Genomic DNA, 14588 nt, shown 5'->3' on the forward strand with positions numbered 1-14588 from the left:
GTTGCTGTTCGATTCGTTCGAACTTGTTCAGCCCGACCCCCCGGGGCTGAACTCAGACGGCCCCCGCCTCCTCCCCCCATTGGCGGGGGTCGTCCTCTGTCTCAGGCCTGTTTCTCCCCAACCTCCCAGTTGTCCACAGGGTTGTTCGGCCCACTGTTTTCGGTGCCGGTGCTCGTTCAGGCTCTGCAGTCATGAACACGACGATCAGCTCTCAGGAAACCGGGGCTCCCATTCTGGTTCTCGTCGACGACGCGAAAATCCTCGCGAGCGTGCGACGCGTCGCTGCCGCGGTGGACCGCCGGCTGGACGAGGCCGAGCATCCCGTGTCCCGGCAACAGTGGAACCGGGCCTCGGCGGTGGTACTGGACGCGTCGGCGGCGCGAGATGCTCTGGCTCGTTCCCCCAAGCGAACGCGAGTGTTCCTCGTGTGCGACGGAACACCGACCGTCGACGATTGGAAGAGCGCCACCGCGATCGGAGCCGACAGCGTTCTGTCCTTGCCCGAGGAAGAGAACGCGCTGGTCGCAGTTCTGGCCGATCACGTAGACGTCAGTGGTGACGGCACCGTCGTGAGCGTGGTGGGTGGTTGTGGTGGCGGCGGAGCCTCGGCAACTGCTGCGGCTGTCGCGTTGACGTCGGCGGCACGTCACGTCCCGACGCTGTTGGTGGACGTCGACGCACTCGGTTCCGGCGCCGACGTGCTGTTGGGTATCGAGATTGCTCCCGGATTACGTTGGGGTGCACTGACCGTCGAGGGCGGGCGGTTGTCCCCGGATGCGCTGCGCGATGCACTGCCGGCAAAGGGAAAGTTTCTGAGGGTTCTGGCGAGCAGTCGCCGGGAGATCGACGGTCCGACAGTGACCGCCGTTCGCGCCGTGCTTGACGCAGGTCGCAGTTCCGGCGGGCTCGTGGTCTGCGACGTGCCACGTCATCCCAGCGAGGTAGGTCAGGCCGTGTTGGAGATGTCGGATTCGGTGCTCGTGGTGGTTCCGGCCACCGTGGCCGCATGCGTCGCGGCCGAGAAGGTCGGAGCCTGGGTGGTGCGACACAACTCCAACGTCGGGCTCGTCGTGCGTGGGCCGGCACCGGGAGGCCTACGCGGCACCGATGTGGCAGACATGCTCGGCCTGCCCCTGACGGCCGTGATGCGCGGCCACCGATCGCTGGCGCCGATGCTCGAGCGTGGTGGCCTCGAATTGACCCGCGGTTGTCCGTTGAGTGTGGCGGCAACAGCGGTACTCGACGCCGTCGAATCCGGCGCACGCCCGCGCAGGGCTGCGGCATGAGTGCGTTGGTCACGGCCGAACTGCTCGACCGAGTTCGCGAGCGATTGACGGCGTCGTCGGTCGGCGAGCCGACGGCGGCCACCGTTGCCGATGCCGTGCGAGCCGAGTCCTCCGGCGTTCTGGCGGACACGGATCTGTTGGAGGTCGTCAGGGTGCTCCAGACGGAACTGACAGGAGCGGGGCCGCTCGAACCTCTGCTGCACGAACCCGGGGTCGCCGACGTACTGGTGACCGCGCCGGATCAGGTCTGGGTGGACCGCGGGGTCGGCCTCGAAAGGTCAGGGGTGCGGTTCACCGACGAGGCAGCTGTGCGTCGATTGGCGCAGCGGTTGGCACTGTCGGCAGGTCGACGCCTCGACGACGCCCAACCGTGGGTCGACGGCCGCCTGCGGGGCGTCGGCGACGGGCACTTCGGGGTACGACTTCATGCCGTACTCGCACCCGTGGCCCAGGGTGGAACTTGCGTGTCACTGCGAGTGTTGCGGCCCGCGACCCAGGGTCTCGACGCGCTGTCCGCCCACGGCGCCGTGGAACCGGACGCGCGAGAGCTCCTCAATCGCATCATTTCTTGTCGCTTGGCTTTTCTGGTGATCGGCGGGACCGGTGCGGGAAAGACCACGTTGTTGTCCGCCATGCTCGGCGCGGTCGACCCGCGCGAGCGAATCGTCTGTGTCGAGGACGCGGCCGAACTGGCGCCGCCGCATCCGCACGTCGTCCGCCTCGTCGCCAGAGCTCCCAACGTCGAGGGCGTCGGAGAGGTGACGGTGCGCGATCTGGTTCGGCAGGCACTACGAATGCGTCCCGATCGCATCGTCGTCGGTGAGGTCCGCGGCGCAGAGGTGACGGATCTGCTCACGGCGATGAACACCGGCCACGACGGCGGCGCCGGCACCGTTCACGCCAATTCGCCCGAAGAGGTGCCGGCCAGACTCGAGGCGTTGGCGGCGCTCGGCGGGATGGATCGCCACGCGTTGCACAGTCAACTTGCCGCGGCAGTTCAAGTGATCCTGCACGTGCACAGATTGGCTGACGGATCGAGGCGTCTCGAACAGATCGGTGTCATCGACCGCGGTGCGGACGGGTATGTACGAATCATGCAGGCGTGGCCGGACGGCGGTTCGGGTCGTGAGCGGCTCGAGCGGATGTTCCGGCTTCGCAATCGAGAGGTCGGGACGTGACGGTTTCCCTCTTGGCTTTCGCGTTGGCGGTCTCGATTGCGCCGGTGCGGGATTCACGTGCTCGGCTCGCCACGTACACCCCGAGCGTCCGCAAGCCCTCCCGGCAGATTCCGTGGCAGTTCGTCGCCGCATTTCTCGCGATTTCGGCCGCGTGGATCCTCGGAGGTCTTCCGGCAGGGTGTGCGGCTGTCGTCCTCGCCGGGACCCTGATCCTCCGTGGCCGACGCGCGAATGCAGCCGAAACCCGGGACCTCTCACAGAAGATGCTGCTCTCCGGTCTGGAGGTGCTGATCGCCGAGCTGAGCGTCGGCGCGCATCCTGCAGCGGCCAGTTCTGTTGCAGGCGAGGAATGTACCGGAGAAGTGAGTGCCGTATTCCGTTCCGCTGGGGCCAGGGCGCGTCTCGGTGGTTCTGCCGCAGCGGCCTTCGCGGTACCGGATTCGTGCATCGAGCGTGAGTTCTCCCGCATCGGATCCGTCTGGCGGGTCGCAGACCAACACGGGCTGGCGCTGGCGGAACTACTCGGCGCCGTCCGGACGGACATGTTGGGACGTAGACGCTTTCGTCAGCGTACCGAGGCCGGGTTGGCGGGCGCTCGGGCGACCGCTGCGGTGTTGGCCTTTCTCCCGCTGTTGGGGATCGGTCTCGGGCAATTGATGGGGGCTTCGCCGCTGCGCGTGCTGTTCGGAGGTGGGCTCGGCGGCGTGCTCCTGGTGATCGGAACCGCTTGTGTCTCAGCTGGTCTGCTCTGGACCGACCGGATAGCTGCGAAGGTCACGTCGTGAGTTGGGCATCCGTGGTGATGATGGCGTTGGCGCTCGCGATCATTCCCGATCGGCGCGGTGCTTCGGCCAGGGCGGCAGAAATTCTCTTCGCGGACACAACAACAGAAAATTCGGTTTCAGTCCCGGACAAGCCGGATCCACTCGCAGTTGCCGCAAGTCTCGACCTTCTCGGGGCCTGCCTACGAGCGGGGCTTCCCGTCTCCGCCGCGATCACAGCGATGGCGTCGACGGCACCGAAACCGATGGCCGACTCGCTTCGTCGCGTCGCCGACCTTCTGGCGCTCGGTGCCGATCCCGACGCCGCGTGGAGCGAAGCCGCTCTCGATCCCGATACCGAGGCGCTCGCCAGAATGGCTCGGCGTTCCGCCCGTTCGGGTTCGTCGCTGTCCTCATCCATGGCCGAACTCGCCGAGCGCAGTCGAGGTGACGCCGAGGATCTTGCTGCTGCCGCAGCCGAACGCGCGGGAGTGCTGATCAGCGGTCCACTCGGGCTGTGTTTCCTGCCGGCGTTCATCGCCTTGGGCATCGTCCCGGTGGTGATCGGGCTTGCCACGACTGTGCTCGGTAACGGCCTGCTGTGAGCCGGATCCGAGTGAAAGCTCCTGCGGCAGAAGTGCTGCCACAGGTTTCGATTGAAGGGGGAGAAATGATTTCGAAGACGTTGAGGACGGTGTCGGCCAGATTTGCGCTGTTGGTTGCCGAGGACGACGGCATGTCCACCGCGGAGTATGCGATCGGCACGATTGCGGCTGCCGCATTCGGTGCCGTCCTGTACACGGTTGTCACTGGCGACTCCATTGTCTCGGCGCTGACAGGCATCATCGACAAGGCGCTCAAGACAGCTGTGTGATGTTGTCCACGAGAGGTATTCGGCAAGCCGACGACGGCGCCGTGACGGTGGAGGCCGCGATTGCTCTGGCTTCGATCGTCACGGTGGTCGTGCTGTGTATCGGCGGAGTCCTGGCGGTGTCGATGCAGGTTCGGTGTGTCGACGCCGCTCGTGAGGCCGCGCGGTTGGTGGCACGTGGTGATCGTGAGTCTGCGGTCGCCACGGCCCGCCGGATCGCACCCGAAGATGCGTCGATCTCGGTGGAGATCGTGGACGGTTTTGCCGTTGCCGTTGTCAGCGCCGAGAGTGCGTTGCTGCCGTTGGTCGACATTTCTTCCGAGGCGGTGGCAGCTGTGGAGTCGGGAGTGGAGGAGGGGTGAACCTACGTGACGACGAAGGTGTTGCCACGGTTCTGGCGTGCTGCGTTCTGGCAGCGATCGTGATGGTGACCGGTGGGATGCTGCATGTCGGTTCCGCAGTGGTGGCTCGGCACACGGCTCAGTCGGCCGCTGATCTTTCGGCTCTCGGCGGTGCGGGCGCCTTGGACGGCGGCGACGAGTCGGCGTGTGAGATGTCCGCGGTGATCGCGGAGCGGATGCGTACGGTGCTCGCGGAGTGCGAGGTGCAGGGGTGGGATGTAGTCGTCGAGATACGCGCACCGGTGTTGTTGTCGGGCTTCGGGATCGGGGATGCGCAGGCTTACGCGCGTGCGGGTCCGGTCAGCTGATCGTGTCGATCACGGCGGTCAGAACCTTGACCGCGCCGTCTTTGTCGAGTGGGTCGTTTCCGTTGCCGCACTTGGGTGAATAGACGCAGGACGGGCAACCGTGAGCGCACTCGCAGGACAGTATGGCGTCGCGCGTCGCGGTGAGCCATCGGGACAGTTCGCTGTGCCCTCGGTCGGCGAACCCGGCGCCGCCGGCATGACCGTCGTAGACGAAGACGGTCGGGAGTCCGGTGTCCGCGTGCATCGCGGTGGACACTCCGCCGATGTCTCCGCGGTCGCAGATCGCCACCAGTGGCAGCAGGCCGATTGCGGCATGTTCGGCGGCATGCAGTGATCCGGGGAACCGTTCGGGCGGGACCCCGATGGATTCGAGGAGTTCCGGCGTGACCGTGTACATCACTGCCCTGGTGGGCAAAGTGTGTGCGGGCATGTCGAGTTCGATCGAGTCGAGGACTTCACCCGAAGTCAACCGTCGTAGGTACCCGACGACTTGATGTGTCACCTCGACCTGGACGAGAGCGACGGCGATGTCGCCGTAGTTCTTGTGCTCGAGTTGTTCGGTGATCGTGATTTCGGTGGTCTCGCGAGCCGAGGTGGTCCAGTCCGGATTCTCGGTGTGCACCAGTGCGAGTCCGACGTCGAGGTCCAGTTCGTCGACGACGTAGGTCTCGCCTTGATGGATGTGCACGGCGCCGGGATGAACTGTGGCCGGAGCGCGGCCCGCGTCGACAGTGCCCAGCATCCGGCCGGATTCCCCGTCGACAATGGCCACCTGAGTTCCGATGCCGCCGCGAATGTCCAAAGAGCCGTGGGGGTTCGAATCGGCGGTGACGAACCATCCGTGCTTTCGGCGCCGGATCTTGCCTTCCTCCGACAGCCTGGTCAGAACCTCGAGAGCCCCGAACGCGTCCACCTCGGCATCGGAAAGTGGGAGTTCCATTGCAGCGCAGAGAAGTTGTGGTCCCAGGACGTACGGATTTCCGGGATCTGTCACCGTCGCCTCGACGGGTTTGTCGAGTACCGCTGACGGATGGTGAACGAGGTAGGTGTCGAGTGGATCGTCGCGGGCGATCAACACGACGAGTGAACCCTCACCGCGTCGCCCGGAGCGACCGGCCTGCTGCCAGAACGAGGCAACGGTCCCCGGGAAGCCTGCCACGACAACGGCGTCGAGGCCTGCGATGTCGACGCCGAGCTCCAGCGCGTTGGTGGTGGCTGCGCCCAGCAGCGTGCCGTCGGCGAGCGCAGCTTCCAGTTCGCGACGGTCCTCGGCCAGATATCCGGCGCGATACGACGCGACTCGCTCGGCGAGGTCCGGGTCCACCTCGGCGAGTAGACGTTTGGTGGCCATCGCGGTCAGTTCGGCGCCGCGGCGGGAGCGGACGAAGGTGAGAGTGCGGGCGCCTTCGATCATGAGGTCGGCCATGATCCGCGCGGCTTCCGCGCCCGCGGGACGTCGTACCGGGCTACCGTTTTCGCCGGTCAATGCCTCGAGTAGCGGCGGCTCCCACAGCGCGACGGTGCGTGGGCCGTGCGGCGATCCGTCTTTCGTGACCTCGGTGCAGTGTGCGCCTATCAGCCGCGATGCCGCTGCGCCGGGATCTGCTGTGGTCGCACTCGCCAGGATGAAGGTAGGTTCGGCGCCGTAACGGGCTGCAATTCTGCGTAGTCGCCGGATCACGAGCGCGACGTTGGATCCGAAGACTCCCCTGTAGGAGTGGCATTCGTCGATGATCACGTATTTCAGGTTGCGGAAGAAGTGCGCCCATCGCTGATGGGTACGAAGCAGCGAAATGTGGATCATGTCGGGGTTGGTGAAGAGCCAGCGTGAGTTCTCACGTGCCCAAGTGCGGAGTTCCTGCGAGGTGTCGCCGTCGTACGCACTGGCGTTCGTGCTGCGAAGTTCGACGTCGAAGTCGGTGAGGGACAGCACTGCTCGCAGTTGATCGGAGCCCAGCGCTTTGGTGGGGGAGAGGTACAGGGCTGTTGCGAGCGGATCGGTCGCCATGGCCGTCAGCACCGGGAGTTGGTACGCCAGTGACTTACCCGACGCCGTACCGGTGGCCACGACCACGTGTTTTCCGGCGTAAGCGAGGTCGGCGGCCTCACTCTGGTGGATCCACGGGGACCGCACGCTGTGCTCGGCGAGCGCACGTACGACGCTGGGGTGCACCCACTCCGGCCATTCGGTGAACTCGGCTACGCGAGCAGGTAACTGCGCGGTGAACATCAGTGGTTTTTCGCTTCCACTGACCCCGGCGACGACCCGATCGAGCAGCATCTGCCCGTAGGTCTCGCCAGGCTTCCCTCCCGGGGCGGGGATCGGGGAAGGTGCGTTCACGTGACTCTCCGGGCTCGGCGTTGGGGTGTGGCGGCAATCGGAAACTGTCGCTACCTGCAGTTTTGATGATACGCAACGGTCGGCGGTCTTGGTGGAACCGGGTGCTCGGCGCGCGCGCGGGAAACCACGATCGTGGGCTGTTTTTCTCGTAGCGAACTTTTAACGTTTTTAGTTCCCTTTTCGACTGTTGTGCACGCGGAGAACATGGTTGACTGACAATCGGTCGCAGCTTCTGTGTTCGTAGGCTTGAGAAAGTGCACGCTCGCAGGATCGTTGTTGCGGGCGCGGTGCTCTGCCTTTCCTGAGGGGGAAATAAAGACGTACAGCGGTCGGAACCGGCCCGGTGGACTGTAAGGGCTGTTCACCGAATCCGGTGTTAGAAAGAGAAGGAAAAGCATGGCACAGGGCACTGTGAAGTGGTTCAACGCTGAAAAGGGCTTCGGCTTCATCGCTCCCGAAGACGGTTCCGCAGACGTCTTCGTTCACTACTCCGAAATTCAGGGCAACGGCTTCCGTACCCTCGAGGAGAACCAGCGTGTGGAGTTCGAGGTCGGCCAGGGCACCAAGGGTCCCCAGGCTACCGGCGTTCGCGCGGTCTGATTTTTCCGCTCACTCGCTGAGCGATTAGTTCGGACAGTATTTGTCCCCCATCGCATCCGTGCGGTGGGGGACAAATCTTTTCGGGCTGAGCCAGTCTTTCTCTGTCCGAGGTAATGCACGCAGCTGTCCGACCACGGCCGGTCGTCTATGCCGTCAGTACCTTCGTGGCTTACGTTTCACTCTGTGAGCCAACTGTCCTTTTTCTCTGCCGAGTCGATTCCACCTGCCGTGACGGACCTCGCCGGAATGCTGGCCGGACCGGGGCAGGTCGTGACCTCGGAGGATCGCGCGCGGATCTCGATCGTCGTGGATCGGGACTGGAGAGCACAGGCCGTTGCCGAGTTGATCGCGCAGTGCGGACTCGGGGCCGAGGTGACGCGTAGCGAAGAAGGCAGCCCACTCGTCCGAACTCAGTCGACGCCCGCACTCCTTCCGCTGTCCGTGCAATGGACCAAGGGAGCAGTGAAGGCGGTGCCGGTCGGGTGGGTTCCTAATTCTCGCCAACTCCGAGTGTGGGCCGTCGCCGCCGGCCGACTCGAAGAAGGCGGTGAACGATTCGTGTTCGGCCTCGACCCCCATGCGAAGGAGACACACGCACCGCTGGCTCAGGCCTTGATGAGGGTTGGTATCGCGCCGACTCAACTGGGTAACCGGACACCGGGTCCGGGGCTCCGTGTGTCGGGAAAGAAGAGACTGACAAAGCTCGTCGAATACCTCGGTGAGGCGCCGAAACACGTCGACACCTCGGTCGCCTGGCCACACGTCTGACAGTGCTCATGCCGCGTGTCCGACGGAGCCCATACTGTACTGATCTGCACGAATGTCTTGCGGGTATGTCACTCTGTAAAGAGAGACACGGGGTATAACTTGCTCCACACGTCTAGTTCTGAAGATCTGCCGACGGCAGTGAACGTCCAAAGGAAGGCTCGGGCAGCAGGTGGCTAAAGCGGACAACGGCAGCGGTCAGGGAGCGTCCGGTAACCCTCGTCGCCTCGTGATCGTCGAGTCACCGACCAAGGCGCGCAAAATCGCTCCCTACCTCGGTAAGGACTACGTCGTAGAGGCATCGGTCGGTCACATTCGCGACCTCCCGCGCGGCGCAGCGGACGTTCCGGCCAAGTACAAGGGCGAGTCGTGGGCCCGTCTCGGCGTCAACGTCGATCACGACTTCGAGCCGCTCTATGTCGTGAGCCCGGAAAAGAAGGGCAAGGTCGCCGAACTCAAGTCTCTGTTGAAGGACGCCGACGAGCTCTTCCTCGCAACTGACCCCGACCGCGAGGGCGAGGCAATCGCCTGGCATCTCCTCGAGACTCTCAAGCCCAAGATTCCGGTTCGTCGAATGGTCTTCCACGAGATCACCGAGCCGGCAATCCGTGCTGCTGCCGAAGACACCCGCGAACTCGACACCGACCTCGTCGATGCTCAGGAAACCCGCCGCATCCTCGACCGTCTCTACGGTTACGAGGTCAGCCCGGTTCTCTGGAAGAAGGTCATGCCGAAGCTCTCGGCCGGCCGCGTCCAATCGGTGGCCACTCGCGTCATCGTCCAGCGTGAACGCGAGCGCATGGCATTCAAGTCGGCGTCGTACTGGGACATTTCCGCGACGCTCGACGCCGGTGCAGAGGCCAGCCCGCGTAGTTTCGGTGCTCGCCTGGTCTCCGTCGACGGTTCGCGTGTCGCCTCCGGCCGTGATTTCGGAGCTGACGGAAAGCTCAAGGGCAGCGCGGTCACCGTGCTCGACGAGGCGTACGCGCGTCGTCTCGCGGAAGCGTTGCAGGGCGTCGACCTCACTGTTTCCTCCGCCGAGGACAAGCCGTACACGCGCAAGCCTTACCCGCCGTTCATGACGTCGACGCTCCAGCAGGAAGCCGGACGCAAACTTCGTTTCACGTCCGAGCGCGCCATGCGTATCGCGCAGCGTCTGTACGAAAACGGCTACATCACCTACATGCGTACCGACTCGACGACTCTCTCGGAGTCGGCGATCGCTGCCGCTCGTGCGCAGGCCACCGAGTTGTACGGTCCGGAATACGTGCATCCGACGCCGCGTCAGTACACCCGCAAGGTCAAGAACGCGCAGGAAGCCCACGAGGCGATCCGCCCCGCCGGCGACGTGTTCCAGACCCCGGGTCAGCTGCACTCCAAGCTCGACTCCGACGAGTTCAAGCTGTACGAGCTCATCTGGCAGCGGACCGTCGCTTCGCAGATGGCCGACGCCCGCGGTACGACGTTGACGCTCCGCATCTCCGGCACGGCAGGCACCGGCGAGGACTGCACGTTCTCCGCTTCGGGTCGCACCATCGTGTTCGCCGGCTTCCTCAAGGCTTACGTCGAGAGCGTCGACGAAGAGGCCGGCGGTCAGTCCGACGACGCCGAATCCAGGCTTCCGGTGCTGGTCAAGGGTCAGGAAGTCACGGCCACCAAGCTCGATCCGGACGGGCACAGCACCAACCCGCCCGCTCGCTACACAGAAGCCAGCCTGATCAAGACGCTCGAAGAACTCGGCATCGGCCGTCCTTCGACCTACTCGTCGATCATCAAGACCATTCTCGATCGCGGATACGTCTACAAGCGTGGCAGCGCGCTGGTTCCGTCCTGGGTGGCGTTTGCCGTCATCGGGCTGCTCGAGGTGCACTTCGGCCGGCTGGTCGACTTCGATTTCACAGCGGGAATGGAAGACGATCTCGACGCGATCGCCGGCGGCCGTGAGCAGCGCGGCAACTGGCTGAGCAGCTTCTACTTCGGCGGCGAGACAGGCGCCGAAGGTTCGGTCGCCCGCGAGGGCGGGCTGAAGAAGATGGTCGGAGTCAACCTGGAGGAGATCGACGCACGCGAGGTCAACTCCATCCGTCTCTTCGACGACGCCGAGGGCCGCGAGGTTCATGTGCGCGTCGGCCGGTTCGGGCCGTATCTCGAGCGCATGGTTCAGAATCCGGACGATCCCGAAGGCGATCTGATCTCGCAGCGGGCAAATCTTCCCGATGACCTGCCACCGGACGAGCTCACTCCCGAGTACGCCGAGAAGTTGTTCTCGACGCCTCAAGAGGGCCGCAAGCTGGGCGTCGACCCGCTGACGGGCCACGAGATCGTCGCGAAGGAAGGCCGCTTCGGTCCCTACGTGACCGAGATCCTGCCCGAACCGCCGGCCGAGCCGGAACCGGACATCGTTCCCGTCACCGCTCCCGAGCCGGAAGAAATCAGCTCGGGCAGCACCAAGACTGCGGTGAAGAAGGCCGCGGCCAAGAAGGCGCCTGCGAAGAAGGCTGCCAAGAAGGTCGCAGGCCCCAAGCCGCGGACCGGATCGCTGCTCAAGTCCATGGACTTGGCGACGATCACCTTGGAAGATGCGCTGCGTCTGCTGTCGCTTCCGCGCGTCGTGGGTGTCGACCCCGAATCGAAGGAAGAGATCACCGCGCAGAACGGCCGTTACGGTCCGTACCTGAAGAAGGGCACGGACTCACGCTCGCTCGCCAACGAAGAGCAGATGTTCACCGTCACGCTCGACGAGGCCCTCAAGATCTACGCCGAGCCGAAGCGTCGTGGGCGTCAGGCGTCGGCAACGCCTCCGCTGCGTGAGTTGGGCGTCGATCCGGTCAGCGAGAAGCCGATGGTGATCAAGGACGGCCGTTTCGGTCCGTACGTCACCGACGGCGAGACCAACGCCAGCCTTCGCAAGGACGACGACGTCGAATCCATTTCCGATGCTCGGGCGTCGGAGTTGCTGGCTGATCGTCGTGCGCGCGGCCCGGTCAAGAAGAAGGCAGCAGCCAAGAAGGCTCCGGCCAAGAAGGCCGCTGCCAAGAAAACAGCCGCAAAGAAGGCCCCGGCAAAGAAGGCCGCCGCCAAGAAGGCTCCGGCGAAGAAGGACTCGTAAGGCTTCGTCGGTGCCGACGGTTAGGGTTTTTGCATGAGTACTGAAGTGGCCGAACGAGGTGTGTTCGGTCGGCTGGTGGGTCAGCACGACGTCGAGCAGAGCCTGCGTGATGCTGCACTGTCGGCTCGTGGCGATTCCAGCGGCTCGGAGATGACCCACGCGTGGCTCTTCACCGGGCCACCCGGCTCTGGTCGTTCGGTGGCTGCTCTCTGCTTCGCCGCTGCCCTGCAATGCACCTCCGACGGTGCACCAGGGTGCGGTGAGTGTCATGCGTGTACGACGACGATGGGTGGAACCCACGGTGACGTACGACGGATCATCCCCGACGGCCTGAGCATCAGCGTCAAAGGCATGCGCGAGATAGTCAACATCGCTTCGCGTCGGCCGACGACGGGGCGGTGGCAGGTGATCGTGGTCGAGGATGCCGATCGTTTGACCGAAGGCGCAGCCAACGCCCTCCTGAAGGTTGTCGAGGAGCCGCCGGACCGCACGGTCATCCTGCTCTGCGCGCCGACGACCGATCCGGAAGACATGTCTGTCACCCTCCGATCGCGGTGTAGGCACATGCCGTTGGTGACGCCGTCCGTCGAATCGATCGCTCAGGTGCTGATCGACCGCGACGGGCTGGATCCGGAACGGGCGAGAATCGCCGCATCGATCAGCGGCGGACATGTCGGCCGGGCTCGGCGTCTCGCCACCGACGAGAGCGCGCGCAACGAGCGTCAGCGTTCGCTTCGACTTGCCGCAGACGCGATCGGGGCTTCGACGGCGTACAAGGCCGCAGAGAACTTGGTGAAGTCGATCGAGGCTGACACCAAGGCGTTCTACGCCGAACTCAAGGAACAGGAACTCGAGGAACTCAAGGTCTCCTTGGGTGGCGGTGGAACCGGCAAGGGAACAGCCGGGACTCTGCGCGGATCGGCTGGTCTGATCAAGGACCTCGAAGCGCGTCAGAAATCGCGCGACACCCGGGCCCGCCGCGATCTTCTCGACCGGACGCTGATCGACCTGGCCGGCATGTACCGGGACGCGCTCTCCTGTTCGCTGGGGTCGACGTCGACGGCGACCCATCCCGACATGGCTCGGCAGGCCGCCGAGTTGGCTGCACGAACGTCCCCGGAGGGGTTGCTCAAGTGCATCGAAGCGGTGCTCGAATGCCGCGAGGCCGTCGACTTCAACGTCAAGTTGCAGTGGGCGCTCGATGCGATGGTTGCCTCCATCGGAGCCGCTTTCCGACCCCCGTTTTCGCGATCCGGGGGTTGACCAGATAGACTCGCCACCGCCGAAAGGCACGCTGCCTTAGCTCAGTCGGTAGAGCATTTCACTCGTAATGAAAAGGTCGAGAGTTCGATTCTCTCAGGCAGCTCAGCCAAGAGCCCCACACCCGGAAATCCGGATGTGGGGCTCTTGTCGTTAGTTCCCAATTCTTGCGTATGTGCGGTTTATCCTGAGTTCGGCGAACACGTGCCTGAACAGGGGAGACCTCGATGTCGGATCAGAACTGGGGACCAGGCCAACCATCGCAGAATCAGCCGCCGTACGGGCAGATGCCGCCGATGCCGCCGCAGGGTTATCAGCCGCCGACGCCCGCCTATCCGTACGCAAGCTGGATCTCGCGGGTGTTCGCGTCAATCCTCGACGGCTTTGTCGTTCCGCTCCCCGGCGTCATCCTCGCGGGCATCGGAGCAGTGATCGCGTTCTCCGGATCCGAAGTGACCACATACGACGACGGCAGCGTGAGCGCTGAAGGCGGCAATCCGGTCGGCGTGATCGTCATGGTCGTCGGCATACTGGCGATCTTCTTGATCGAGGTATGGAACCTCGTCTTCAGACAAGGGAACACCGGACAGACGCTCGGCAAGAAGTGGCTGGGAATTTCGGTGATTCGGGAGTCCGACGGTGTACCGCTCGGCCCGGTTATGGCGCTGCTTCGTTGGATCATGATGGCGATCCTGGGTGGGGCATGCTTCCTCAACTATCTCTGGCCGCTCTGGGACTCGAAGCACCAGTGCTGGCACGACATGGTGGTCCGGTCGGTAGTCGTTCGCGCCCGCTAGTCGCTGCCGGGGTCTCTTACAGTGGGTGCCATGGAGTTGGAAGCGGTCACAAGTCGACGACGCTCGCTGGCCGCACCCGTCGGTGTTGCTGCAGTGGCCGTGACGGCCGCCGCGGTACTCCACTTCCGTGATCCCCACAGCGCGGGTAGTTACGGCGTTTGTCCGATGTACGCGTTGACGGGATTGTGGTGCCCGGCGTGTGGTGGCCTTCGTGCGGTCAATGACCTGACTAATCTGGATATTGGCGCCGCAGTGTCCAGCAATGCCTTGATCGTGCCGTTTATCGCGGTGTTGGTGATCGCGTGGATCGGTTGGACAGTGCGCCGTTGGAAAGGCACGCGGGATCGCATGATCGTGCTTCGGCCGACTGTGACGATCGTGGTGCTCGGAGTTCTCGTTGCATTTACGGTTGTTCGAAACACCCCGTGGGGGAGCTGGCTCGCGCCGGCGTGACGGTAAGAGGTCGACATGGCACTGCAGGTTTTTTCGCTCATCGTTCTGCTCGGCGCGCTGATCATCTTGATTCCGACGGCACGACGTGTCTTCGGCAAGAAGGACGACGAGTAGGCCTCGACAACTGGGCCCGCGCGGCACATGCTGGCGGTATGGCTGATTCGTTGAAAGCCCGCGTCAAGGAAAAGTTGCTGAGGCAACTCGCCGAGGACGGTCGGCACCCGATTCAGGAAGCTGAGGGTGACGATCCGCGGTTGGTGTCGATCAACGACGATCTCGAAGCGTTGGAACAGGCCGAGGAAGGCGATCCGATCGTCGAAGAACTGGCCGAGAGGTACTGGGTTCCGTGAAGTTAACCGACCGCAGTGCTCTGACCTGGCGATTTGGTGTTGTGTTGATCTTCGCGTAACTTTGTCCAGGTCAGAGCGACACGGACACCGACTCCCACCTGCGAGGGT

Annotated in this window: 15 protein-coding genes and 1 tRNA gene; 15 read left to right on the plus strand and 1 reads right to left on the minus strand. The window is 64.3% G+C overall.

Annotated elements, in window-relative coordinates:
- Positions 1-191 precede the first annotated feature (191 nt).
- From ssd to ABH939_RS26750, 7 genes are all read left to right on the plus strand, one after another.
- Positions 192-1286, plus strand: coding sequence for a septum site-determining protein Ssd (gene ssd / locus ABH939_RS26720; protein WP_372026099.1), 1095 nt, complete (start codon positions 192-194; stop codon positions 1284-1286).
- Positions 1283-2464, plus strand: coding sequence for a TadA family conjugal transfer-associated ATPase (locus tag ABH939_RS26725; RefSeq protein WP_042446712.1), 1182 nt, complete (start codon positions 1283-1285; stop codon positions 2462-2464). Before ssd ends, ABH939_RS26725 begins: the two co-directional genes overlap by 4 nt.
- Complete coding sequence (locus ABH939_RS26730) at positions 2461-3249, plus strand: type II secretion system F family protein (protein WP_058038259.1); 789 nt, start codon at positions 2461-2463, stop codon at positions 3247-3249. Before ABH939_RS26725 ends, ABH939_RS26730 begins: the two co-directional genes overlap by 4 nt.
- Complete coding sequence (locus tag ABH939_RS26735) at positions 3246-3830, plus strand: type II secretion system F family protein (protein WP_058038260.1); 585 nt, start codon at positions 3246-3248, stop codon at positions 3828-3830. The genes ABH939_RS26730 and ABH939_RS26735 overlap by 4 nt, the downstream gene beginning before the upstream one ends.
- 65 nt (positions 3831-3895) lie before the next feature.
- Entirely contained in the window at positions 3896-4099 is a 204-nt protein-coding gene (locus ABH939_RS26740; protein ID WP_007732448.1) for a DUF4244 domain-containing protein, read from the plus strand.
- Positions 4099-4458: a TadE family type IV pilus minor pilin gene (locus ABH939_RS26745; protein ID WP_003946102.1), complete on the plus strand. Its 360-nt coding sequence runs from the start codon at positions 4099-4101 to the stop codon at positions 4456-4458. The genes ABH939_RS26740 and ABH939_RS26745 overlap by 1 nt, the downstream gene beginning before the upstream one ends.
- Positions 4455-4805, plus strand: coding sequence for an Rv3654c family TadE-like protein (locus tag ABH939_RS26750; RefSeq protein ID WP_064112056.1), 351 nt, complete (start codon positions 4455-4457; stop codon positions 4803-4805). Before ABH939_RS26745 ends, ABH939_RS26750 begins: the two co-directional genes overlap by 4 nt.
- On the opposite strand, the gene ABH939_RS26755 is transcribed toward ABH939_RS26750, so the two are convergent.
- Entirely contained in the window at positions 4798-7086 is a 2289-nt protein-coding gene (locus ABH939_RS26755) for a DEAD/DEAH box helicase (protein ID WP_054186588.1), read from the minus strand. The two genes, ABH939_RS26750 and ABH939_RS26755, sit on opposite strands and share 8 nt — an antisense overlap.
- A 456-nt stretch (positions 7087-7542) precedes the next feature.
- On the opposite strand from ABH939_RS26755, the gene ABH939_RS26760 reads away from it, so the two are divergent.
- The 8 genes from ABH939_RS26760 to ABH939_RS26795 all read left to right on the plus strand — a co-directional run bounded on the left by ABH939_RS26760 (position 7543) and on the right by ABH939_RS26795 (position 14480).
- Positions 7543-7746: a cold-shock protein gene (locus ABH939_RS26760; RefSeq protein WP_003946117.1), complete on the plus strand. Its 204-nt coding sequence runs from the start codon at positions 7543-7545 to the stop codon at positions 7744-7746.
- Between the two features lie 183 nt (positions 7747-7929).
- On the plus strand, positions 7930-8514 hold the full coding sequence (locus ABH939_RS26765) for a hypothetical protein (RefSeq protein WP_003946106.1): 585 nt from the start codon (positions 7930-7932) through the stop codon (positions 8512-8514).
- Positions 8515-8683: 169 nt separating this feature from the next.
- Positions 8684-11620 (plus strand): type I DNA topoisomerase, encoded by a 2937-nt coding sequence (gene topA / locus ABH939_RS26770; protein WP_003946104.1) that lies wholly within the window; start codon positions 8684-8686, stop codon positions 11618-11620.
- 33 nt (positions 11621-11653) lie between these two features.
- Positions 11654-12883: a DNA polymerase III subunit delta' gene (locus tag ABH939_RS26775; protein WP_404650396.1), complete on the plus strand. Its 1230-nt coding sequence runs from the start codon at positions 11654-11656 to the stop codon at positions 12881-12883.
- A gap of 30 nt (positions 12884-12913) precedes the next feature.
- A tRNA-Thr gene (locus ABH939_RS26780) sits at positions 12914-12986 on the plus strand.
- A 121-nt stretch (positions 12987-13107) separates the two neighbouring features.
- Complete coding sequence (locus tag ABH939_RS26785; RefSeq protein ID WP_021342696.1) at positions 13108-13677, plus strand: RDD family protein; 570 nt, start codon at positions 13108-13110, stop codon at positions 13675-13677.
- Between the two features lie 30 nt (positions 13678-13707).
- A complete protein-coding gene (locus tag ABH939_RS26790; protein ID WP_007732476.1) occupies positions 13708-14130 on the plus strand; it encodes a DUF2752 domain-containing protein in 423 nt (140 codons plus the stop codon).
- A gap of 152 nt (positions 14131-14282) precedes the next feature.
- On the plus strand, positions 14283-14480 hold the full coding sequence (locus tag ABH939_RS26795) for a hypothetical protein (protein ID WP_003946112.1): 198 nt from the start codon (positions 14283-14285) through the stop codon (positions 14478-14480).
- Positions 14481-14588 lie beyond the last annotated feature (108 nt).

It is taken from the genome of Rhodococcus sp. 27YEA6 (genome assembly GCF_044908235.1).
GTDB lineage: Bacteria > Actinomycetota > Actinomycetes > Mycobacteriales > Mycobacteriaceae > Rhodococcus_F > Rhodococcus_F qingshengii.